We start from the raw sequence: 24538 nt of genomic DNA on the forward strand, positions 1-24538 counted from the left end.
TATTATGCCAATTAGTTGCCGCATCTGGGCTTTTTTTCGATATAATTGGTAACGTACCCATCGACATAGATTCAGGATAAATATAATGAGCACAAACCCCAAACCTGCTTTTCGACGTATTCTTCTTAAATTAAGTGGCGAAGCCCTCATGGGCGAAGAAGGCTTTGGTATCGATCCCAAAGTGCTGGATCGTATGGCCCAGGAGATTAAAGAGCTGGTAGAGCTGGGTATTCAGGTCGGGGTTGTGATTGGTGGTGGGAACCTTTTCCGTGGCGAAGGTTTGGCTAAGGCGGGCATGAACCGTGTTGTTGGTGACCACATGGGGATGCTGGCCACAGTGATGAATGGTTTGGCCATGCGTGATGCGCTGCACCGTGCCTATGTTAATGCACGCTTGATGTCAGCTATTCCACTCAAAGGTGTTTGTGACGATTACAACTGGGCTGAAGCGATCAGCCTGCTCAAGTCTGGTCGCGTGGTGATTTTCGCTGCCGGTACAGGCAACCCATTCTGCACCACAGATTCAGCCGCCTGCTTGCGCGGTATTGAGATTGAGGCCGAAGTAGTGCTTAAAGGCACTAAAGTGGATGGTGTCTATTCGGACGACCCAGTGAAAAACCCTGAAGCGGTCAAATTTGACGAGCTTGGTTATAGTGAAGTGCTGGATAAAGAGCTAAAAGTGATGGATTTGGCCGCCTTTACCATGGCCAGGGATCATAATATGCCCATCTTAGTGTTCAACATGAACAAACCAGGCGCGCTGCGTCGTGTTATCATGGGCGAACAAGAAGGCACACTGATCCGCAGTGGTCGCGCAGCTCCCGCCGAATAAGTTTTGTTTTAAATAATGATAATGAGTGACTGTTGAGCTGTTATTGTTTAGATAAGTACAGTGACTAGTAACCCAAAAGGATATGTAACGTGATTAATGAGATCAAAGAAGATGCGAAACTTCGCATGAGCAAATGTGTTGAAGCGACTAAGACTCAAATGGCGAAAGTGCGTACAGGCCGTGCTCACCCAAGCTTACTTGATTCGATTAAAGTTTCTTACTACGGCACGCTGACACCGTTAAAGCAAGTGGGTAACGTGTCTATCGAAGACTCTAGAACCTTAGCGGTTACTGTGTTCGATCAAACCATGATCCCTGTGGTAGAAAAAGCGATCATGAGCTCTGATCTGGGTCTAAACCCTATGTCTGCTGGCACCACTATCCGTATTCCTCTGCCAGCATTGACCGAAGAGCGTCGTAAAGACTTAATCAAAGTAGTACGCGCCGAGGCTGAGAACGGTCGTATTGCAGTACGTAACGTACGCCGCGATGCCAACTCTGATGTGAAAGCGTTAGAGAAAGAGAAAGAGTGCACCGAAGATGATGTGCGCCGCAGTGAAGATGAAATTCAGAAGTTTACCGATGCGCATGTTAAAATGATCGATGAGATTTTGGCTGCAAAAGAAGCGGAATTGATGGAAGTCTAATCTCCTCGCTTACTGACTAGAGTTAACACGCCGTGTGGGGGTATACTACACGGCGTTTGCTATTTTTAAGGGTTGTATTGGATGTCAATCGGATCTCAATCTAGCGCTGAACTTGCTAATCATGCACTGACAGAGCTAGTGAAACAGTCTATTCCGCAGCATGTTGCTATCATAATGGATGGTAATGGCCGCTGGGCTCAGGCTCAGGGTAAGCCCAGAGTCATGGGGCACAAGGCTGGGGTCAAGGCCGTTAGGCGCGCCGTCAGTAGTGCCAGAGAGATGGGGGTCGGCTCACTTACCTTGTTTGCTTTCTCCAGTGAGAATTGGCGCCGACCCGATAAAGAAGTTAGCTTATTGATGGAGCTTTTTTTTACCGTATTGCAGCGGGAATTAAAGTTGCTGCATAAGAATGGTGTGCGTCTCAATATCATTGGAGACATCAGCCGGTTTTCTGCCCGCCTGCAGAAACAGATCGCGAGTGCGATGGAGAAAACCGCAGACAATGATGGTTTGATTCTCAATGTGGCGGCAAATTATGGCGGCCGTTGGGATATCATTCAAGCCGCGCAAACCTTAGTTAAACAGGTGGAAGCTGGCGAAATCGACAGCAGTCAAATCACCGAAGAGCGACTAAGCCAGCATTTGAGCATGCAAAATCAGCCGGAAGTTGATTTAATGATCCGCACAGGTGGAGATTACCGCATCAGTAATTTCATTTTATGGCAGGCCGCCTATGCGGAGTTGGTCTTCACTGATGTATTATGGCCTGATTTTGATGAGTCGACGTTCAAAGACGCGGTAGACGTTTTTGCCACTCGTCAGCGCCGTTTTGGTTTAACAGGGTCGCAAATAGAGACCTTGCAGGCCGAAGAATAAAAATAAGAGGGAAGATTTTTGCTAAAACACAGAATAATAACAGCAGTATGGTTAATCCCTGTGGTCTTGGGGGCCATATTCTTCTTACCTGTGGAGTTTTTTTCATGGGCATTGGTGGCCGTATTTTTAGTTGCCGCTAAAGAGTGGGGACGCATCATTGATAAAAATTGCAATATCACTCAGTGGAGTTTCACCATTACCATAGGGATATTGCTGGCGGCGTTGAACTTGTTTGTCCCAGCCCATGACATCTGGTTTAGGGGGCATCTGCATCCTATCTATTTAGCGATTCTTATCATAGGTGCATTCTGGTGGGCTATCTCTTCACTCTTAGTGATCACTTACCCTAAGAGTGCTTCTCTGTGGCAACGCAGCCACATGCTTAAGTCCATGTTTGGCCAATTGACCCTTATTCCTTGTTTTACAGCGCTTGTGGCACTAAAAGGCTTAAGCTCGTCAATGTCTCCCTATTACGGTGGCGCCCTGGTTTTCTTGGTTATGCTAACCGTGTGGGCCATGGATTCAGGGGCTTATTTTGCCGGTAAAGCCTTGGGCAAACATAAGTTGATGCCCAATGTCAGCCCAGCAAAAACCATTGAAGGATTAGTTGGCGGATTGGTAACCACTATGGTTGTGGTGGCCTTAGTGATGTTGTTATCGCCCGCACAGGAGCTAGGACTCATTGTCTGCGTGACCCTATTTGTTGCTATGATTTCTGCAATAGGGGATCTGTCTGAAAGTATGTTTAAGCGGGTTGCCGATATTAAAGACTCAGGCACGATTTTACCCGGTCACGGCGGCGTGCTCGATCGCATTGATAGCCTGACAGCTGCCTTGCCTATCTTTACGCTAATCTATATCGCATTCTGGATGTAATTGATGCAAAACATGGTGATTCTTGGGGCAACAGGTTCCATCGGTGCCAGTACCCTCAGCGTTATTGAGCAGAATCCTAACGACTATCGCGTCTATGCGCTAGTCGCTCACACCAATGTGGACAAGATGTTGGCCTTGTGTCTGGCTCACAGACCTAAGATCGCCCTTATGGTCGATGAGGCTGCGGCGCAAAGACTCAAGCAAAGCTTACCTTCGCAGCTCAATATCCAGGTCTTGACAGGTGAAGCCGAGTTGCTGGCCTTAGTCAGCGGTAGTGAGGTGGATACTGTGATGGCGGCCATAGTGGGCGCCGCCGGTCTGCCAGCCACTTTGGCTGCCGTAAAGGCAGGAAAACGGGTGCTGCTGGCGAACAAAGAAGCCCTGGTGATGTCGGGTCGCCTGTTTATCGATGAGATGCAGCGCTCAAACGCTCAGGTTTTGCCTGTCGATAGCGAGCATAATGCTATATTTCAATGTCTGCCCCATCAGGTACAAGAGGAGATAGGTGCCTGTCGTCTCGACGATGCGGGGATCGCCTCTATTTTGCTTACCGGTTCTGGTGGCCCTTTCCTCAATTCCGATCTCGATTTGCTTGCGGATATGACACCAGAGCAAGCCTGTAAGCATCCTAACTGGTCCATGGGACGGAAAATCTCTGTCGACTCGGCCAGTATGATGAACAAAGGGCTTGAGTATATTGAGGCGCGCTGGCTGTTTAATGCCAGCAAGGATCAGCTTAAGGTGATCATTCACCCTCAGAGTGTGATCCACTCTATGGTGCAATATAAGGATGGCTCTGTGTTGGCGCAGATGGGTAACCCAGATATGCGAACACCAATTGCGCATTGTATGGCCTATCCAGAAAGAATTTATGCCGGCGTTGAACCTTTGGATTTTTTCAAAGTCGGACAATTAAGCTTTCTTGAACCCGACTTTAACCGCTTCCCCTGTCTGGCATTAGCGATTGACGCCTGTGAGCAGGGACAAGAGGCAACGACTGTTTTAAATGCCGCCAATGAGCTGGCGGTCGATGCCTTCTTAAATGGACAGATCCGCTTTACCGATATTGCCAAAATTAATGAGCAGTGTCTGACAAAAGTTGCGCAGCAGAGTTTGCACAGCCTAGAGGCGATTTTGGCCCTAGATGGGGAAGCTCGACATTTGGCTGCAGAGTTGATTAAACGACTTTAATTAATCGGATTTAGTTGTATTTGGCTTGAGTCTTAATAAAGGATTGTAATGCTGGATTTTTTGTGGAACTTAGGTTCCTTTGCTATTGCACTGGGTTTGCTCATTACCGCACATGAATATGGTCACTTTTGGGTAGCCAGACGCTGTGGTGTGAAAGTCGAACGATTCTCTATCGGCTTTGGTAAGGCAATCTGGCGCAAAGTAGGGCAGGACGGCACAGAATATGTGCTGGCGATGATCCCGCTAGGCGGCTATGTGAAAATGCTTGATGAGCGTGTCGATGACGTGCCAGATGAGCTCAAACCCCAAGCGTTTAACCGTAAGTCTGTGTGGCAGCGTATCGCCATTGTCGGCGCAGGTCCCATGGCGAATTTTGTGTTTGCCATTTTTGCTCTCTATATCATGTATCTGATTGGCGTCCCTTCACTCAAACCTGTGATTGAGAGTACCCAAAGCGACTCGCCCGCAGCTGTGATTCAGGTAACTAGACCCATGCAGGTTCTCGCCGTTGGCGATCAAAAGGTGCGTAACTGGGAAGAGGTGACCTACGCATTGGTGAGCCATATCGGCGACTCACAGATTGATTTAACCCTGGCACCTATGTCGGGTTTGATGGGGGAGGAGCGCACTTACCGCCTCGATACCTCAAACTGGCAGTTTGACCCAGAAAAACAGTCGCCTATGAGTTCGCTGGGACTGAATATTTTTCGCCCTGAGATAAGCCCAGTACTGAGTTTTGTCAGTGAAGAGGGCGCCGCCCATGCCGGTGGAATACAGGTCGGGGACGAACTGGTGGCTATTGATGGGGAGACTTACCAGGATTGGGACAGTTTTGTCGATAAGATTAAAGCATCACCAGGACAGCTATTGCAGATCACAGTCAGACGCAATGGCGAGCAGCTTCACTTAAACGTGACGCCAGGAAGCCGTAGTGGCAGCCGCGGCGTTAGCGAAGGGGTGCTTGGCGTTGCACCGACTCAGGCACCATGGCCTGAAGCGATGCAACTGCAGTTAGAGTATGGATTTGGTGAATCTTTACTGGTGGCCGCCGATAAAACATGGCAACTTGTGGCGGTCAGCATTAAGTTGATTGGCAAATTATTCACTGGCGACGTGTCGGTGAAAAACCTGAGTGGACCGATTTCCATTGCCCAAGGAGCGGGAAGTAGCGCTAACTATGGATTGGTTTACTTTTTAGGATTCTTAGCATTAATTAGCGTCAATTTAGGCATTATTAATTTATTGCCATTGCCGGTACTTGATGGTGGGCATCTTTTGTATTACTTCATCGAAGTGATAACTGGCAGGCCTGTACCGGAAAAGGTACAGGAAATTGGATTCAGATTTGGGGCGGCTATGCTGCTAATGTTGATGAGTATCGCCCTCTTCAACGATTTTTCCCGACTCTGAGCAAGGACACACATATAATTAGAAGTGCTCTATGAGATTGAATAAAATTTTTGCCTCGATGTTATTAGTCGGTGCGTCTTTTTCAGGGAAGGGTTGGGCAGCGTCATTCCAGCCTTTTGAAGTAACAGATATTCAGGTTCAAGGTTTACAACGGGTTGCGCTCGGTGCTGCATTACTCAATATTCCTATTAAAGTCGGCGATACCGTCGATGAAACCCGTCTTAGACAAGCGATAAAAAGCTTATATGCCTCGACTAACTTCGAACATGTTGAAGTGACACGTGATGGCAGCGTACTTGTCATCAGTGTTAAGGAGCGTCCTACCATCAGTGTGGTCTCCTTTGAAGGCAACAAAGATATCAAAGATGAGCAGCTACAAGAGAGTCTTGATGGCAGCGGCGTAAAAGTCGGCGAGTCATTGGACAGAACCATGCTCAGCGGCATCGAAAAGAGTCTGCAGGACTTCTACTATGGCGTAGGTAAATATGGCGCCAAAGTTGAGGCACAGGTCATTAACCTGCCCCGTAACCGTGTCGAGCTGAAGTTCAAATTTACTGAAGGCTTAGCGGCGGAAATTCGTCAGATCAATGTGGTGGGTAATACGGTTTTCAGCGACTCAGAGCTGATCGGTATGCTTGAGCTGAAAGATTATGTGGCCTGGTGGGATCTCTTCGGTGAGCGTCGTTACCAGAAGCAGAAGCTGCAGGCGGATTTGGAGACCATTAAGACTTTCTACCATAACCGCGGTTATATCCGTTTCGAGGTGACTTCGACTCAGGTGGCGATGACGCCCGATCGTAAGGGCCTCTATATCACAATTAACGTCAATGAAGGCGAACCCTATAAGGTTAAGGATATTAACCTGACCGGCGAGCTGATGGGCCGCGAAGAGGTGATGGAAGCGATTTTGCCTATGAAGGTAGGCGATACCTATAATGGCGCGGATGTGACCTTTACCGAAGAGATGTACAGCAAGTATTTAGGCCGTTTCGGTTATGCTTATCCTGAAGTGAAAACCTATCCAGAGATCGATGACGAGAACAAAGAAGTTACCCTGAACATCAATGTAAAACCAGGGAAACGCGTCTATGTTCGCAGCATCAACTTTACCGGTAACCAGGTTACCAAAGATGAAGTGCTGCGTCGTGAGCTACGTCAGATGGAAGGGGCCTGGTTAAACTCGGCTCAGGTTGAGCAATCAAAAGCGCGTCTGGATCGTTTAGGCTATTTTGAAACCGTCGATACCGAAACCGTTCAAGTGCCTGGCACAGACGATCTGGTGGATGTGGCTTTTAAAGTGAAAGAGCAGCCATCTGGCTCATTCAATGCCGGTGTCGGTTATGGTACAGAGTCGGGTTTGAGTCTGCAGCTTGGTGTGCAGCAAAATAACTTCCTCGGTACAGGTAATCAGGCGGGAGTGAGCTTAAATACCAACCGTTATTCTAAGAGCGTCAATCTCTCCTATACCGATCCCTACTTTACTAAGGATGGGGTCAGCTTAGGGGGAAATATCTTCTGGAACGAGTTCGACGCCGAGCAGGCCAACCTTGAGCGTTATAAAAACAGTTCATACGGTATTACCGTTAACTCTGGTTTCCCGATCAACGAATACAACCGTATCAACGGTGGCTTAGGCTATCGTCATAACAGTATTTCAGAGATCTCAGCTTATGAGCAGGCGCTGCGATTTTACAATATTTATCGCGACCCGAACGATCCTGAGGCAGATCTCTCATTCGATAACTTCGAGGCGTCCTTAGGTTGGTACCGTAGCACCTTGAACCGAGGCACTTTCCCAACCGCAGGTTCATCCCAGCGTTTGTCGGGCAAAGTAACGATTCCAGGTTCAGATCTGCAGTATTTTAAGACGGACTTCAATACCAGCTTCTATTTCCCAATTAACCGCAGTCATAGCTTTGTGTTGATGACTAAGGCGCGCTTAGGCTATGCCAACGGTTATGGCAAATTTAATGATAACGATCAGATCCTACCTTTCTGGGAGAACTATTACTCAGGCGGTAGTAGCTCGCTGCGTGGCTTTAAGTCTAACTCGGTTGGTCCGCGTTCCTTCTACCTCTATCGCGGCAGCGAATCCTGTGCGCCAGATATTTCTGGTGATCCTTGTAGCTTGCCAGGCGATATAAATAAAGTTACCGTTAGCGGTGGCCGTTCGATTGGTGGTAATGCGATTGCCACGGCGAGTCTGGAACTGATTGTGCCGACACCATTCCTGGATGAAGCCTATACTAACTCGGTACGTACCAGTTTCTTTGTGGACGCGGGTAACGTGTGGGATACGGAATTTGATATCGATTCCTACTCCTATCTGCCGGCAACCGAGTTCGAGCAGCTTGATGACTACTCAGATCCTAGCCGTATCCGTGCATCGGCAGGTATGAGCGTGCAATGGCTATCGCCTATGGGACCTATGGTATTTAGCCTTGCATGGCCGATTAAAGAATATGAAGATGATGATACAGAGATCTTCTCGTTCAATATTGGTAAAACTTTCTAATCTACAAGTAAGTTAATAAAATTCGGCAAGTTTTGCTGATAATTTAAAGGAGTTTATTTTGAAAAAGATGTTTAATCGCGCAATGATGGTTTTAGTTTTACTGGGCGCGCCAATCGCCGCTCAAGCGGAAAAAATTGCCGTAGTGGATATGCAAGCCGTTTTTGAACAATTGCCACAGCGTGAAGAAGTCAGCAAAAACCTTAAAGCCGAATTTGGCGATCGTGTTGCTGCCGTACAGAAGATGCAGGATGAACTGCGAGGCATGTTAGAGAAGCAGCAGCGTGATGCCGCCCTGATGAGCGAGACTCAGAAAACTGAGATGCTGCGTAAGATGGAATCACTGAAGTCAGAGCTGCAACTCAAAGGCAAGGCGCTGGATGAAGATATGCGTCGTCGTAACGGCGAAGAACAGAACAAGTTGTTGGTTAAAGTTCAGCAAGCGATCACAAGCATTGCTGAGAAAGAAAAATATGACATGGTGCTGCAACGTGGCGCGGTTATCTTTGTTAACCCAACATCAGATATCAGCAACAAGGTCGTTGAAGCGCTTAGCAAATAAGGCCAAAGATTGATGACAAGTTATACTCTTCGAGCGATAGCTGACCATCTCAATGCCGAGGTAAAAGGGGACGACACGGTTGAGATATACCGTGTTGCCACTTTAGAGAAGGCTCAGGAAGGTGAAATCGCTTTCTTAGCTAACTCCAAATATCAGAGTCAGTTACAGGGCACACAGGCATCGGCCGTACTGCTCTCACCTTCGATGGCTGAAACCTACACAGGTAATGCCATCATTTTAAACGATCCCTATGTGGGCTTTGCCCGCGTTGCCCAGTTGTTAGACACTACGCCTAAGGCGGCTGAGCTTATCCATCCCACTGCTGTTATCGACCCTTCTGCCCAGTTGGGTGAAGGCGCTGCGATAGGGGCAAATGCTGTGATTGGTGCCAATGTGGTTTTAGGCGAAAATGTGCAGATAGGCGCAGGCTGCGTAGTAGGTCAGGATTCAATTATTGGCTCAGGTACTATGCTCTGGGCCAATGTCAGCGTCTATCATAATGTTCATATAGGTAAGGATTGCTTAATCCATTCCAGTAGTGTGATTGGTTCTGATGGCTTTGGCTATGCCAATGAGCGCGGCCAATGGATTAAGATCCCCCAAACCGGCGGTGTGCGTATTGGTGATCGGGTCGAAATTGGTGCATGCACGAGTATTGACCGAGGTGCGATAGACCATACCGAGATCCACCATGGTGTGATTATCGATAATCAGGTGCAGATAGCCCATAATGTCATCATAGGCGAAAACAGTGCGCTGGCAGGCAGTTCTACTATTGCAGGCAGTGTAACTATCGGTAAATATTGTATTATTGGTGGCGGCTGTGCCATCGCTGGTCACTTGTCCATTGCCGATGGTACCCATATTACCGGCGCGACCAATGTAACAAGTGTTATTCGTGAGCCTGGTGTATACTCTTCTGCAACGGTCGCGATGGAAAATAAACTCTGGCGAAGAAATACAGTCAGGTTTAGACAGCTCGATGAGTTGTTCCTGCGAGTGAAACAGTTAGAGAAAAATGTTAAATCAGATGATTAACTGCCCTTGGCAGCTAAGGAAATATTGAGTGTCAAATCAATTAAATACAATGGATATTAAAGAGATTTTGAAGTTTCTTCCCCACAGGTATCCATTTTTATTGATCGATAGAGTCTTAGATTATACTCCCGGCGAAACGCTGCACGCGATCAAGAATGTCACCATTAACGAGCCATTTTTCCAAGGGCATTTTCCCGTTCAGCCGGTGATGCCTGGCGTGCTATTGCTTGAAGCTATGGCACAGGCTACAGGTCTGTTGGCCTTTAAGACCATGAGCGAAATCCCTTCAACCGACTACCTCTACTACTTTGCTGGTATCGATAATGCTCGATTTAAGCGAGTCGTTGAGCCGGGCGATCAGATCCATTTTGAAGTGAAAATGATCAAAGAGCGCCGCGGCATTGGGGTGTTTACCGGTGAAGCCAAGGTCGACGGTGAAGTGGTTTGTTCTGCTGAAATCATGTGTGCCAGAAGAGAGATTAGCAAGTGATCGATAAGTTAGCCTTCGTACATCCAGATGCCAAGATAGGTAACAATGTCACCATAGGGCCTTGGACCTATATAGGGGCGGATGTTGAGATAGGTGATGATTGTCATCTTAGCTCACATGTGGTGGTTAAAGGTCCAACGGTTATGGGTAAAGGCAACCGTATCTTTCAGTTTGCCTCAGTGGGGGAAGATTGCCAGGATAAGAAATATGCCGGTGAACCAACCCGCTTGATCATAGGTGATAACAATGTGATCCGTGAATCGGTCACCATTCACCGGGGCACCACCCAAGATAAAGGCGAAACCGTTATCGGCTCGAACAACCTGTTTATGGCCTATGTGCACATTGCCCATGACTGTGTTGTCGGTAGTAACGTGATCATGGCAAATAATGCCTCGATCGCAGGTCATGTTCATGTGGGTGACTGGGCGATTCTAGGTGGTATGACAGGTGTGCATCAGTTTGTGCATATTGGTGCCCATGCCTTTACTGCGGGCTCATCTTTGATCCTACAAGACGTGCCACCCTATGTGATGGCATCGGGTCAGCCCGCGATCCCTCGGGGATTAAACAGCGAAGGCTTGAAGCGCCGTGGTTTCTCAAAAGAGAGCCAGTTAGCGGTGCGTCGTGCCTATAAGGCCCTTTATCGTAAAGGCCTAACGGTCGAAGAAGCCCTTGCCGAGCTTAAAGAGGAAGCCGGGGATGCTAACGTAAAATTGTTGATGGATTTTGTACAAAACTCCAAACGCGGCATTATTCGTTAGTCAGCTGTATTTATCGCTTAAAAGCTCGTTTCCACGGGCTTTTTTTATTTGCCTAAGCCAGAATGGTTAAACCCTAAGTTTGCAGAGAGAAGATGAGCGAAACAAAACCCAAAATATTTGCCATGGTGGCCGGTGAGCTTTCTGGTGACATTCTCGGCGCGGGATTGATCCGTGCACTGAAACAGCGCTACCCGGATGCCAGATTTGTCGGCATAGGTGGCCCGCAGATGGATGAGCTGGGATTCGAGTCTCTGTTTTCATTTGAAGAGCTGGCGGTGATGGGCATAGTCGAAGTCCTCTCTCGTCTGCCGCGCTTGCTAAAAGTGCGTCACACCCTGATTAACGAGCTAGCCGCCCTTAATCCTGATTGTTTTATCGGTATCGATGCGCCGGATTTTAATATTGGGCTGGAGCTGAAACTTAAACAGCGCGGCATCAAGACAGTGCATTATGTCAGTCCCTCCGTGTGGGCCTGGCGTCCTAAGCGGATCTTCAAGATCGCCAAAGCCACCAATATGGTGCTCTCTTTGCTGCCTTTCGAGAAGGCGTTTTACGACAAACACAAGGTGCCTTGTACCTTTGTCGGTCATACCCTTGCCGATGACATTCCCATGGTGAGCGATAAAGCCGCGGCACGGGCTCAGTTGGGGCTCGACAGTGACGCGGAATATTTAGCCGTCTTGCCTGGCTCTCGTGGTGGTGAGCTTAAGCAGTTGGCCGAACCCTTTGTCAAATCGCTGCTTCTGCTGCGCCAGCAATACCCGGATCTTAAATTTGTGACTCCACTGGTTAATGCCAAGCGCCGCGTCCAGTTTGAGCAGGCTCTGACGCAATTTGCGCCGGATCTCGATATTCATCTCGTGGAAGGACAATCGCGCACTGTGATGGCGGCGGCCGATGCCATCTTACTGGCATCGGGTACCGCCACCCTGGAAGCCATGCTGGTGAAACGCCCTATGGTGGTGGCCTACCGGGTGAGCCCTATTACCTACAAGATAGCCAAAGGCATGATGCAGATAGACAAGTACTCTTTGCCAAATCTGCTGGCGGGTGAGGACTTAATTCCTGAGCTTATTCAAGCCGATTGTGTGCCGCACAAGATAGCCGCCGAAGTAGCCAAACAGCTCGACACTGATCCCAAGGCCTTGATTGACAAGTTTACCGAGCTGCACCAGCAGCTTAAATGCAATGCCAGTGAGCGCGCCGCCGATGCGGTGGCTGCATTAGTCGAGGAGGCCTAGATGGCGGTATTTAAAAATATCACTCCTGAGCAGGTCAGCCTTTTAACCACAGGTTTTTACGCCGGCGTCGATGAAGTAGGGCGTGGCCCGCTGGTCGGCGATGTGGTCACCGCCGCCGTGGTGCTGGATCCCAATAATCCCATCAGGGGTCTCAATGACTCGAAGAAATTATCGGAGAAGAAGCGCCTTGCGCTGTTTGAGGAGATCCAGCAAAAGGCCCTAGATGTGTCCGTGGGCAGAGCCAGTCCGGCTGAGATAGACGAGCTTAATATTCTCCATGCGACCATGCTGGCCATGCAACGTGCGGTGGCTGGGTTAAGAGCCAGGCCGGATCGTATTCTTATCGACGGTAACCGGGTGCCAGAATTTGAGCTTGAGGCCCATGCCGTGGTGAAGGGCGATGGCCTGATCGCCGCCATCAGCGCCGCGTCCATTATCGCCAAGGTGGTGCGCGACAATGAGATGGCCGAGCTGGATGCCAAATATCCTCAGTTCGGTTTTGCCAAGCACAAAGGTTATCCCACTAAGGCGCATTTTGAGGCCTTGGCGCAGCACGGGGTATTACCCGTGCACAGACGCAGTTTTCGCCCAGTGCAGGAAAGGCTAACCGCGGGCTAATTTGGCGATATAGCACGATAGCTGCGTGCGGCTCGCTGGCTTGCCTCGGCCGAGTCTGTTACTCTCAATCAATTACGCAAGTTGGCAAGCATAGGGGTAACTTCTAAGCTGCCAAACCAAACGGTAAAACCAGACTGGTGTAAAGAAGAAAGATCCTATCAATATGACAGAACCTCGTTTCGTGCATCTGCGCGTTCACAGTGACTTTTCCATGTCCGATGGCCTAGCCAAGGTCAAGCCTATTCTTGCCAAGGCGCAGGAACATCAGATGGCCGCGCTGGCCCTGACAGATAAGACTAACCTGTGTGGCCTAGTGAAGTTTTACGGCGGCTGCCATGGCGCCGGGATCAAACCTATCATAGGCTGTGATTTTTCTATGCAGGTGCCCGGTTTTGAGGATGAATTTTGCTCCTTAACTGTGCTGGCGATGAACAACGAGGGCTACAAAAACCTCACCCTGCTGATCAGTGACGCCTATCTGCGCGGTCATGTGCGTGACAGGGCGGCGATCGATCAGGCCTGGCTGGAGAAATACAGCGAGGGGCTGATCATTCTCTCGGGTGCCAAAGATGGCGATGTGGGCAAGGCGCTACTCAAGGGCAACCGTGCTCAGGTCGATTCCCTGCTCGCCTTTTACCAGACCCATTTCCCCGATCGTTACTATCTAGAGTTGATCCGCACCGGCCGACCCGATGAGGAGCGCTACCTGCATATGGCGGTGGAGCTGGCAGGAGAGCAAGATCTGCCCGTGGTCGCCACCAATCAGGTGGTATTTATGCAGCCGGAGCAGTTCGATGCCCATGAGATTCGGGTCGCGATCTCCGACGGTTTCACTTTGGCGGATCCCAGACGGCCGCGCCTCTACAGCGAGCAGCAATATTTTCGCACCGAAGATGAGATGTGCGAGCTGTTTGCCGATATTCCCGAGGCGCTGCAAAACACGGTGGAGATAGCCAAACGCTGTAACGTCACAGTGCGCCTCGGCGAGTATTTTCTGCCCAACTTTCCGACAGGCGATCTTTCCATCGAAGATTTCCTGATTGAGCAGTCGAAAATCGGCCTAGAAGAGCGGCTCGAATTTTTGTTTCCCGACGAAGCGGTGCGCGCCGAGCGCCGCGGCGAATACGATGACAGACTCGATGTCGAGCTTACCGTTATCAACAACATGGGCTTCCCCGGCTACTTCCTTATCGTGATGGAGTTTATCCAGTGGGGTAAGGATAACGGCATTCCTATCGGGCCAGGCCGTGGCTCGGGCGCCGGTTCTCTGGTGGCCTATGCGTTAAAAATTACCGATCTCGATCCGCTGGAATTTGACCTGCTGTTCGAGCGATTCCTCAACCCTGAACGTGTTTCCATGCCCGACTTTGATGTCGACTTTTGCATGGACAGGCGCGATGAGGTGATTGATCACGTGGCCGAGCTTTATGGCCGCGATGCGGTGTCGCAGATCATCACCTTCGGTACCATGGCCGCCAAGGCCGTGGTGCGCGATGTGGGACGTGTGCTGGGCCATCCCTATGGTTTTGTGGATCGCATCTCTAAGATGATCCCCGCCGAGCCCGGCATGACCCTGGCCAAGGCCTTCGAGGCCGAGCCCGCGCTGCCTGAGCTTTACGAAGGCGATGAGGATGTCAAAGACCTTATCGATATGTGCCGTGTCCTCGAAGGGGTGACACGTAACGCGGGTAAACACGCCGGCGGCGTGGTGATCGCCCCAACCGTGATCACCGACTTCGCGCCGCTTTATTGCGACGCCGAGGGGCACAACCCTGTGACTCAGTTCGATAAGAACGATGTGGAGACAGCTGGCCTAGTCAAGTTCGACTTCCTCGGCCTGCGTACCCTGACCATCATCGACTGGGCGCTGCAGATGATTAACCCGCATTTACAGAAAAAGGGTAAAGCGCCGGTGCGGATCGAGGCGATCCCCTTAGATGATCCTGCCTCCTTCCGTCTGCTGCAGCGCTATGAGACCACGGCGGTATTCCAGCTGGAATCCCGCGGCATGAAAGACCTGATTAAGCGTCTGCAGCCAGACTGTTTCGAGGATATGATCGCCCTGGTGGCCCTGTTCCGTCCGGGGCCGCTGCAGTCGGGCATGGTAGATAACTTCATCGAGCGTAAACATGGCCGTGAAGAGGTCTCTTATCCTGACTCACAATACCAGCATGAGTCGTTAAAAGAGCTGCTTTCGCCTACCTATGGCATCATTTTGTATCAAGAGCAGGTGATGCAGATCGCCCAGGTACTGTCCGGTTATACCCTAGGCGGCGCGGACATGTTGCGACGCGCCATGGGTAAGAAGAAACCCGAGGAGATGGCCAAGCAGCGCGGCACCTTTAAAGAGGGGGCGATCAAGAACGGCGTCGATGGCGAGCTGTCGATGAAGATCTTCGACCTGGTAGAGAAGTTTGCCGGCTACGGTTTCAACAAGTCGCACTCGGCGGCCTATGCGCTGGTCTCTTATCAGACTCTGTGGCTCAAGACCCATTATCCTTCGCAGTTTATGGCGGCCGTGATGTCGGCGGATATGGATAACACAGATAAGATTGTGACCCTGGTGGATGAGTGTGACCGCATGGGATTGCCGCTCTTGCCGCCGGATGTGAATAAGGGCCTGTTCCGCTTTACCGTGGATGAGGATCTTAATATCGTCTACGGCATCGGTGCTATCAAGGGCGTGGGCGAGGGGCCGGTGGAGTCTATTCTAAAGGCGCGTGAAGATGGTCCCTTTACCGATCTGTTCGATTTCTGCGCCCGAGTGGATCTGAAAAAGCTCAACAAGCGAGTGATTGAAAAACTCATCTATGCCGGTGCGCTGGATAATCTCGGGCCACACCGCGCTGCAATGATGGCGACTCTGCCCGAGGCTATTCGCGCCGCCGATCAACATGCCAAAGCCGAAGCCATCGGCCAGCACGATATGTTTGGCCTGCTCAACAGCGAGCCACAAGACAGTAAGCAGCAGTTTGTGCAGTGTACGCCTTGGCCCGATAAGATCTGGCTAGAAGGTGAGCGTGAGTCCCTCGGACTTTATCTGACCGGGCACCCGATCAATCAGTATCTCAAAGAGCTGAAACACTACACTTCGGGCCGATTAAAGGATGTGCATCCCACAGAGCGGGGCAAGACCATTAAGGCGGCGGGACTTGTGGTCGCCACCCGGGTGATGATGACCAAACGCGGCTCGAAAATGGGGCTGGTGACCTTAGATGATAAGAGTGCCCGCCTTGAGGTGATGCTGTTCACCGAGGCCTTCGAGAAGTTTAGTGAGCTGCTGGAGAAAGATCGTATCCTCATCGTCGAAGGTGAGGTGAGTTATGATGATTTCTCCGGCGGTAACCGCATGACGGCGCGTAACATCATAGATATGGGCGAGGCGCGCAGCCATTTCGCGCATGCCCTCGAGGTGGATCTGGATGCCAATGCTATCGACAGTCAATGGCTAGAGAAGTTTCAGCAGGCATTAACGCCTTGGAAGGCCGGCAGTGTGCCTGTGGTGATCAACTATGCTCAGCCCCAGGCTAAGGCGCAGTTTAAGCTGGGAGATGAGTGGCGGGTCAATCCCACCGATGAGCTGATGCTCGCGCTGGAAAGCCTGTCTGGCTCGGATAAGGTCAGGATAGTCTTTCCATCATGACAGCTTCCATCATGACAGTCTTGCGATTATGACAGCCTCAAATTATGACAGCTTCCCATCATGAAAAGTGAGTCATTCTCTCCTTTTGCTGAGTTAGCACTCGCCATTGCGCCATTGCAGCTCAAACCGGGTACTCGCCTGGTGCTGGCCTACAGCGGCGGCGTTGATTCCCAGGTGCTGGCCGCAGGTCTGGCAGAGTTTGCCAAGGCGCACAGCGAGTTTAACTATCTGTTGGTGCATGTGCATCACGGCCTGAGCGACAATGCCGATCAGTGGCAAGGCCACTGTGAAACTATGGCGGCCCAATATGGACTGCCTATTAGAGTTAAGCGGGTCGAGGTGAAAACCGGCGCCCGTATGAGCCTGGAGGCCAATGCACGTGAGGCGCGCTACCAGGCGTTATCCCAAGAGCTAACCCCTGGGGATCTGCTGCTGACCGCGCACCACCAGGACGATCAGTTAGAGACTTTGCTCTTGGCGCTAAAACGCGGTTTAGGCCCCAAAGGGTTAGCCGCCATGGGCAAAGTTCAGCCTTTCGCCGAGCAGGCCTATCTGGTGCGCCCGCTGCTGGAGGTGCCGCGCCCTGAGATAGAGGCTTACGCCAAGGCTCAGGGCATTACTCATATCGAAGATGAGAGCAATCAGGATGACCGCTTCGACCGTAACTTCCTTCGCCTTGAGATTATTCCAGCCCTGAAGGCGCGTTGGCCGGCGATAGCTCAGACGGCGTCGCGCAGTGCGCAGTTATGCGCCGAGCAGCAGGCACTGATCGATGAAGAGGTGAATGCTCGCTTACCTCTGATGCTTGTTAAGGTTCGTCACAGCGTAAAACCTGTGCTGGATCTGAACTTGCTCTCCAAGCAACCCCCATTGTGGCAGACGCAGCTATTGCGGGGCTTTATCAGCGATAGTGGTTTTGCCCTGCCAAGCTATGCTCAGCTCAAACAGTTGCTGGAACAGCTGCTGCTGGCCAGGGAGGATGCCCAGGTCGAAGTGAGGCTCGATGGAATGCTGGTGCGCCGATACCGGCAGCATCTTTATCTCAGCCAGGCTAAGGCGGTGGCAACGGCAAGAGTGGGGTTTTCGCTTGCATTAGATGGGATTGCGTCTGGCGCACTCTGCTGGTCAATCGATGCCGGTGAGCCGCTCTATGGTGAGCATCTTTATGGTGAGTATGTTGCGCCAGGGGATCGCGGCGATAGAATCTGTCTGCGCCTGCCCAAGACAGGAGAGCAGGTGCGCCTTGGCTTTAATGCGCCGGGTGCGACTCGGTGTCATCCTCATTACCGCAGCAAGGGACGTGAGCTAAAGAAGCTTTGGCAGGAGCTAGCCCTGCCGCCCTGGGAGCGTGAGCGAGTGGTGCTTGTTTATTTCGATGATAAACTGGTGGCGGCTGTAGGTTACTGGGTCGAAAAAACCTTTGTGGCCGACTCAGATCAACCCGGCTTGCACTTTTACCTCAAGTAGAATTTGGCAGGTTAGCGCTTTGAAATAAAAACGATGCGCTGGTATTAAAATACTGGCATCGTTTTTTGTTTTATAGAGATAGATTGCTCATCTAGTTCTCATCTGCTTCTATCTACTTTTCATCTATTTTTTACCTACTTTTCATAGATGCGGTAACAGCAACGACCGGCTGCTTTGGCCTGATAGAGGGCCTTGTCGGCGCGGCAAAAGAGCTCTATTGGACTGTCGTTTTCCACAGACTGAGCGACTCCCAGGCTGGTCTGGATCTGAAATTTATTCAGCCGCAGATTACCCTTCACCATAGAGAGGATGCGCTGACACAGAACACTCGCCGCCTCGTCATCGCCCTCGATCAGTATGGCAAACTCATCGCCGCCTATGCGATAGGCTTGCTCGCTTTCGCGAATGGCGCGGCTCAGGGTTTTTGCAAACAAGCGCAAGATATCATCGCCCAGCAGATGCCCATGTTGATCATTGAGACTCTTGAAGTTGTCCAGATCTAATAGGATAAGGCTGAATCGCTCACCGTGGCGCTGCTGCCGGGCAAGTGCCTGTTTAAGGTTGATATCGTAATAACGGCGATTACCTAGCTCTGTCAGGGCATCATACATGGCCTGCTTAGAGACAAGATCATACTCGATAGCATTGAGAAGCGGCCTTAGCAGTAGCGTCTGTATCTGTGTAAACAGTTCGCTTTGACTCGCCAAAAGCGGCGATGTTAAGCGATAATCGAGCTGGGCTTCTATGGTCTCTAAACTAACCCTCTGTTTGATTTGAATCCCCAGTTCGCTGCCCCAACTGAGCTGATATTGCCGGGTCTGCAATTTTATGCCGCACACAGGCAAGTATTGCCCCATGATCTTGCCGAAGCAGGCAAAAACCGTACGCGGGTCTAAACTTTCATGTAACTGCTGTACTATGGCTACCAAATTAGGCGCACTCTTATCTGAGTGATGTAATTCGGGATGATAACGGTAAGCACTCGGCGAAAACTCTGTCGCTAAGGCAAAGTCCATATTGCTAACTCCAAAATAATTGGACTTGAATTATAAGAAATTAAGCAATTATCATGCCTTTTGTCTTTTAATTAATTTCTTTATTTGTCATTTAGTTAGTCTCTTTGTTACATTGATATTCTCGAGTCACATTTTTGACAGACGAATATTGCGTCGTGACTTAACTGTGCTGATGCCTAATTTGCCTGTGCGCCTGATGTCCTAGGCAGCCTATGGAGCAGATTCTTAGTTGGAGCCTAAATGGAACATAGCTTTCTTATTAAGATCTTATTGATGCTGATGATAGCCACCTTCGCCATCGCGCTGTTTAGGCGAGCTGGGCTGCCTGCCATTCTGGCCTATCTGATCACAGGCGTGATCTGCGGGCCCTCGGTATTCAACTGGTTTACTCAACAACAGATCCACTCAGTCGCTGAATTGGGAGTGGTGCTGCTGATGTTCTCCCTAGGTCTGGAGTTCTCCTTGCCCAGGCTTTGGGCTATGCGTCGTACCGTGTTCGGTTTAGGCTGCGCTCAGGTGACAGTCACCGCCCTTTTGACCATGTGTGTCGCACTCTTTTTGGGCTTAAGTGCCAGTGAATCTTTGGTGATAGGGTCGGTTGTTGCGCTGTCATCGACCGCTATCGTGCTTAAACTGCTTAACGAGCGTGGCTGGTTAAAGCAGCGTCACGGTGAGTTGTCTGTCAGTGTGCTGCTATTTCAGGACTTAGCCGTGGTGCCTTTGCTGATCTTAATGCCCCTGCTAACAGCCAATGGTGAGACACTGTCTTGGCAGGAGATAGGGATCGCTATGGGCGAAGGGGTACTGGCCTTTATCGCACTGATGGCCGTGGGTAAATGGGCGCTGCCTAAGGTGTTTGATGAGGTGGCACGTTCACGTTCTAATGAGCTGTTTGTGCTCTCGACTTTAGTGGTGGCGCTGGCGACTGGCGCCTTTACCCAGTGGGTCGGAATGTCTATGGCATTGGGCGCGTTTATGGCGGGTATGCTGTTGGGGGAGAGTCAGTATAAACGCCAGCTTGAGGCAGATATCCGTCCCTTTCGCGATCTGCTGATGGGGCTGTTTTTTATCTCTATAGGTATGCTGTTGAACTTTTCTCTGGTGCTGCAATACTGGTGGCAGGTGCTGCTTTTGGTGATCGCTGTGATCGTGGCCAAAGGTTTGATTGTTTATGGCCTTCTGCGATTGGCCAAGGAGAGCTTTCGAACCTCAGTAGCGACGGCTATCAGTCTGTCTCAGGTGGGGGAGTTTAGTTTTGTGGTGCTGGCACTAGCGGTCAATTATCAACTGCTGGAGGTTGGCGTCAGCACTAAGCTGGTGATGGTGGCAGTGATCTCTATGGCGTTGGCGCCTTGGCTGGTCAGGCACAGTGTGACCATTGCTGGGCGGCTGCATGGTGTCACCGCCAAGGCCTCGGCAGAAGCTATGTCAATTCCCCCCATAGAGCATGCCAATGAGTTAGTACTTATCTTAGGATATGGCCGGGTGGGGCAGACCATAGCCCGTTTTATGAAGGCCGAAGCGATTCCCTATTTGGTGCTGGATCTTGACCCCACTCGGGTAGCCGAGGCGCGTCGCGCCGGAGAACCTGTCTATTTTGGTGATGTCACCAAGCGGGCGATTTTAAAACAGGCGCAGATCCGTGAAGCCAAACTTATCGTGTTCACCTTCGATGACTTTCAGGTACTGGAAAACGTGCTTCCCCTTTGCAGGCAACTGGCGCCGGATGCCAAAATTTTAGTGCGTACCAGGGACGATCAAGGGCTGGAAGAGCTGGAAAAAGCGGGTGCAAGCCAGGTGATCCCTGAGATGCTGGAGGGCAGTTTGATGCTGGTGTCTCAAGTGATGTTTCAGTGCGGCGTGCCGCTCAATCGTATTCTCAAGCGGCTTGAGTATGAGCGGCGCAATCATTATCAATACTTGCATGGTTTCTTCTCCGGCGAGGAGAGTGATTTCTCCCTCGAACTGTTACACGCCGTAGCTTTACCTAAGGGGGCGCAGGTGGTGGGGAAAGCCTTAGCCGAGATCCCCTGGGAGAAGCTTAAGGTGGAGTTAAGGGCGGTAAGGCGCGCCGGTGCTGAGGTGGAAAAACCAGAGCTGAGCTGGAAAATTCGACAGGGCGATATCTTAATCCTGCTGGGGAAACCCAGGCGGGTGGAGAAGGCTGAAGATTATCTATTGCAGGGATAGTGATAAGCAGAGGTGATGCTATATGGTCAGTTGTATTAGTTTAGCCTAGATTAAAAAACGCTTTAATTTCATCCTGCTGCACCATAGCATCCTGATAGCCGAGATTGATCAAGGCGCTGCAATAGCCCTGCTCGAACAGCAGATAGGAGATAATACTGGTATCCGATTGTTGATTGATGCCGATCAGTCGCAGCAGGGTGCGCACCGCCATCGGCATCTCATGATAGTGCTGCGCGGCGATCAGGCTCAAGTCCTGACTGGGTTTAATCACTAAGGTCTCAATGGTTTTCAGCGGCGCCTTGTTTCGTACTTCATCGGGAATAAGCGTCAGGGTACTGTTGATCCGCTGCAGCCGCTCCAGATCGCTGTTTAAAGTATCGGAAAAGATGGTATCGAGCAGGTGGCCAGCGATAGTCGCGGTCTTTGGGTGATGCTCAAACTCCTTGTGCTGCTGTTTATGAGGGCTCTCCAGGTTGATCACCATGATCTTCTCCGCCCCTAGATGGATAGGGCTGCTCAGTGGCGCGAGCTGATGCACCGAGCCATCGCCATAATAGCCGCGATTGAGTTTTATCGAGGGAAACACCAAGGGAATGGCGGCACTGGCCAGCAGGTGTTCGGTATTAAGGTGGGTGCGCTGGCCGCCACGTCTGGCTCTCTGCCACTCGTCTATCTCATGGTGGGCCTGAAAGAAACTCACAGATCGCGAAGTGTTGTAACAGGAGGTATCGACGCTGAGAGCATGCAGGGCGCCGCTGGCGATATTACGATCGATACGCTCAAAATTGATCAGCTCATTCAGAAGCCCCCGCAGAGGCTCGTTATTAAACAGGCTGCCCGCATCGGGATTGATCTTCTCATCCTGCAGTCCCATCAGCGCCATCTGCAACAGGTGGGAGAAGACACCGCTAAAGGAAGCCTTATAGACCTTGTGGGTGTTAAAGTGGCGCCATACCCATTCGAGTTTGCGAACCCCAAGATGAAAACAGGAGGCGTGGGTGGCAATCGAGGTGCCATTGATGGCGCCGGCCGAGGTGCCGCAGATGATCTTAAAGGGCACGCCATGGTTGCGGGGATAGTGTTGCACTATCGCCTTCAGCACCCCTACCTGATAGGCGGCGCGCGCACCACCACCGCCCAAGACTAACGCCGTTTTATCTGGCAAATTAACCTCTTACATCCCTAAAAGAGCCGATTAACTTTGATGTTTTGGGCTCTTGATTCTTCCTGAACTGCTTAAATTTAGAATATGTGAGGCCGATGGGATGTTCAAGCATAAGTCGACATAAAAAATGCCCAGCAGGTGCCGGGCATTGTTAGTTTCTATCAGTTGCGGCTTGCCACGTTATTTTGCCGACTTGATAAAGTCGACTATCTGCTCGAATGGAATGTCCTGCTTCTCGCCGGTGCGACGATTTTTGTATTCAAAGACGCCGTTGTCGATATTGCGATCGCCAATCACGATAACGTGGGGCAGACCGATCAGCTCCATGTCGGCGAACATTACACCGGGGCGCTCTTTACGATCGTCAAACAGCACTTCGATACCGGCATCGTTGAGGTCCTGATAGAGTTTTTCGGCCATATCCTGCACCCGGTGAGACTTGTGCATATTCATCGGCAGAATACCTACCTTGAAGGGTGCGATGGCATCGGGCCAGATGATACCGCGATCGTCATGGTTCTGCTCGATGGCGGCGGCCACGATGCGGCTGACACCGACACCATAACAGCCCATCAACAGGGTCTGTGCCTTGCCGTTTTCATCCAGAACATTGGCGCCCATGGCGGCAGAGTAGTTCGTCCCCAGCTGGAAGATATGACCCACTTCGATACCGCGCAGCAGGCCGATTGTGCCCTTGCCACAGGGGCTAGGCTCGCCTTCGATGACATTACGCAGATCGGCAACCTGGGCCTGTGGTAGATCCCGTTCCCAGTTGATGCCCAGATAGTGTTTGCCATCCTGGTTCGCACCGGCGGCAAAATCGCTCATGATGTTGACGCTGTGATCCACAAATACTGGAATAGTCAGGCCAACTGGGCCGAGTGAACCCGGGCCGGCACCGATCACGCTGCGAATATCGGCTTCATCGGCTAATTCGAATGGGGATAAAACCGCATCGAGTTTTTCTACTTTGACTTCGTTAAGCTCATGATCGCCGCGGACGATAACCGCCACCAGTGGCACCTCATCCAAGGCGCCTTTAACGATAAGGGTCTTAACCGTCTTCTCGATCGCGATGCCGTGCTGCTCGACCAACTCTTCTATGGTCTTGGCATTGGGCGTGTCGATAAGCGTCAGCTCCTGGGTGGCTGCACCGCGAGGCTCGGTCGGGATCGGGGCTTCCGCTTTTTCGATGTTGGCGGCGTAATCGCTCTCGGTCGAGTAGGCAATTAAGTCTTCGCCACTGTTGGCCAGCACATGGAATTCGTGTGACAGGCTGCCACCGATCGAGCCGGTATCGGCCAGCACAGGACGGAAGGCCAGACCCATGCGGCTTAAGATGTTGCTATAGGCGGTAAACATCGCCTGATAGGTGGCATCCATGGTGGCCTGATCGATATGGAAAGAGTAAGCATCTTTCATCAGGAACTCACGTGAGCGCATCACGCCGAAACGGGGACGCACTTCATCGCGGAACTTGGTCTGGATCTGATACAGGTTCAGCGGCAGCTGCTTGTAAGAGCTGACCTCTTTACGGATAAGGTCGGTGATCACCTCTTCGTGGGTCGGACCCAGTACGAAGTCGCGATTGTGCCTGTCCTGAAAACGCAGCAGCTCGGGGCCAAACTTGTCCCAGCGGCCGGTTTCGACCCAAAGATCGGCGGGTTGCACCATGGGCATTAAGATCTCGACGGCACCTGCATTGTTCATCTCTTCACGGACAATGGCCTCGACCTTACGCAGTACGCGCAGACCTGAGGGCAACCAGCTGTAAAGACCTGATGCGTTGCGGCGGATCATACCGGCACGCAGCATTAATTGATGACTGACCACTTCAGCGTTGGCTGGGGTCTCTTTTTGTGTTGAAAGCAGGTACTTGCTAACTCGCATTCCCAATATCCAGTTGTGTAATGAAATAGGCCGATATTTTAGCACCCTCAACTTCGATGTCACCTAGTTTGTTGGCCTGCTGGCAGCGAATTTTAAGGCTCATGCCCCTT

At 51.0% G+C, this 24538-nt stretch carries 19 protein-coding genes; 16 read left to right on the forward strand and 3 right to left on the reverse strand.

Translation table 11 applies throughout. From position 1 onward, the window contains the following. Positions 1–85 precede the first annotated feature (85 nt). The 15 genes from pyrH to tilS all read left to right on the forward strand — a co-directional run bounded on the left by pyrH (position 86) and on the right by tilS (position 18167). Positions 86–832: a UMP kinase gene (gene pyrH, locus LZP69_RS03000; protein WP_234198696.1), complete on the forward strand. Its 747-nt coding sequence runs from the start codon at positions 86–88 to the stop codon at positions 830–832. Between the two features lie 89 nt (positions 833–921). Then, on the forward strand, positions 922–1479 hold the full coding sequence (frr, locus tag LZP69_RS03005; protein ID WP_234198697.1) for a ribosome recycling factor: 558 nt from the start codon (positions 922–924) through the stop codon (positions 1477–1479). Between the two features lie 81 nt (positions 1480–1560). Beyond that, a complete protein-coding gene (locus LZP69_RS03010) occupies positions 1561–2355 on the forward strand; it encodes an isoprenyl transferase (RefSeq protein ID WP_234198698.1) in 795 nt (264 codons plus the stop codon). Between the two features lie 18 nt (positions 2356–2373). Further along, entirely contained in the window at positions 2374–3231 is an 858-nt protein-coding gene (locus LZP69_RS03015) for a phosphatidate cytidylyltransferase (protein WP_234198699.1), read from the forward strand. Between the two features lie 3 nt (positions 3232–3234). Next, positions 3235–4422, forward strand: a complete 1188-nt coding sequence (gene ispC / locus LZP69_RS03020; protein ID WP_234198700.1) for a 1-deoxy-D-xylulose-5-phosphate reductoisomerase — start codon at positions 3235–3237, stop codon at positions 4420–4422. A 48-nt stretch (positions 4423–4470) separates the two neighbouring features. Further along, positions 4471–5832 carry a sigma E protease regulator RseP gene (gene rseP, locus LZP69_RS03025; RefSeq protein ID WP_234198701.1) on the forward strand — a complete coding sequence of 454 codons (1362 nt, stop codon included), beginning with the start codon at positions 4471–4473 and terminating at the stop codon, positions 5830–5832. 31 nt (positions 5833–5863) lie between these two features. Beyond that, the gene (gene bamA, locus LZP69_RS03030; protein WP_234198702.1) at positions 5864–8347 is read left to right on the forward strand and encodes an outer membrane protein assembly factor BamA; all 2484 of its coding nucleotides are present in this window, start codon (positions 5864–5866) and stop codon (positions 8345–8347) included. A 67-nt stretch (positions 8348–8414) separates the two neighbouring features. Further along, entirely contained in the window at positions 8415–8906 is a 492-nt protein-coding gene (locus tag LZP69_RS03035) for an OmpH family outer membrane protein (protein WP_234198942.1), read from the forward strand. A gap of 12 nt (positions 8907–8918) precedes the next feature. Beyond that, positions 8919–9944, forward strand: coding sequence for a UDP-3-O-(3-hydroxymyristoyl)glucosamine N-acyltransferase (gene lpxD, locus LZP69_RS03040; RefSeq protein WP_234198703.1), 1026 nt, complete (start codon positions 8919–8921; stop codon positions 9942–9944). A 28-nt stretch (positions 9945–9972) separates the two neighbouring features. Further along, positions 9973–10434, forward strand: a complete 462-nt coding sequence (gene fabZ, locus LZP69_RS03045; RefSeq protein WP_234198704.1) for a 3-hydroxyacyl-ACP dehydratase FabZ — start codon at positions 9973–9975, stop codon at positions 10432–10434. After that, positions 10431–11198 (forward strand): acyl-ACP--UDP-N-acetylglucosamine O-acyltransferase, encoded by a 768-nt coding sequence (lpxA, locus tag LZP69_RS03050; protein ID WP_234198705.1) that lies wholly within the window; start codon positions 10431–10433, stop codon positions 11196–11198. Before fabZ ends, lpxA begins: the two co-directional genes overlap by 4 nt. Positions 11199–11290: 92 nt before the next feature. Beyond that, positions 11291–12439: a lipid-A-disaccharide synthase gene (gene lpxB / locus LZP69_RS03055; protein ID WP_234198706.1), complete on the forward strand. Its 1149-nt coding sequence runs from the start codon at positions 11291–11293 to the stop codon at positions 12437–12439. Then, on the forward strand, positions 12440–13057 hold the full coding sequence (rnhB, locus tag LZP69_RS03060) for a ribonuclease HII (RefSeq protein WP_234198707.1): 618 nt from the start codon (positions 12440–12442) through the stop codon (positions 13055–13057). A 163-nt stretch (positions 13058–13220) separates the two neighbouring features. Then, positions 13221–16700 carry a DNA polymerase III subunit alpha gene (gene dnaE / locus LZP69_RS03065; protein WP_234198708.1) on the forward strand — a complete coding sequence of 1160 codons (3480 nt, stop codon included), beginning with the start codon at positions 13221–13223 and terminating at the stop codon, positions 16698–16700. A gap of 60 nt (positions 16701–16760) precedes the next feature. Beyond that, positions 16761–18167, forward strand: coding sequence for a tRNA lysidine(34) synthetase TilS (gene tilS, locus LZP69_RS03070; protein WP_234198709.1), 1407 nt, complete (start codon positions 16761–16763; stop codon positions 18165–18167). 134 nt (positions 18168–18301) lie between these two features. On the opposite strand, the gene dgcS is transcribed toward tilS, so the two are convergent. Next, the gene (gene dgcS, locus LZP69_RS03075; protein ID WP_234198710.1) at positions 18302–19183 is read right to left on the reverse strand and encodes a diguanylate cyclase DgcS; all 882 of its coding nucleotides are present in this window, start codon (positions 19181–19183) and stop codon (positions 18302–18304) included. Positions 19184–19423: 240 nt separating this feature from the next. Here dgcS and LZP69_RS03080 point away from each other — a divergent pair, with 240 nt between their 5' ends. After that, complete coding sequence (locus tag LZP69_RS03080; protein ID WP_234198711.1) at positions 19424–21373, forward strand: monovalent cation:proton antiporter-2 (CPA2) family protein; 1950 nt, start codon at positions 19424–19426, stop codon at positions 21371–21373. Between the two features lie 40 nt (positions 21374–21413). Here LZP69_RS03080 and LZP69_RS03085 read toward each other — a convergent pair whose 3' ends face one another. After that, positions 21414–22538, reverse strand: coding sequence for a patatin-like phospholipase family protein (locus LZP69_RS03085; protein WP_234198712.1), 1125 nt, complete (start codon positions 22536–22538; stop codon positions 21414–21416). Between the two features lie 180 nt (positions 22539–22718). Next, on the reverse strand, positions 22719–24428 hold the full coding sequence (locus LZP69_RS03090) for a proline--tRNA ligase (protein ID WP_234198713.1): 1710 nt from the start codon (positions 24426–24428) through the stop codon (positions 22719–22721). Positions 24429–24538: the final 110 nt, after the last annotated feature.

The sequence above is a fragment of the Shewanella sp. AS1 genome, assembly GCF_021412565.1.
Lineage (GTDB): Bacteria > Pseudomonadota > Gammaproteobacteria > Enterobacterales > Shewanellaceae > Shewanella.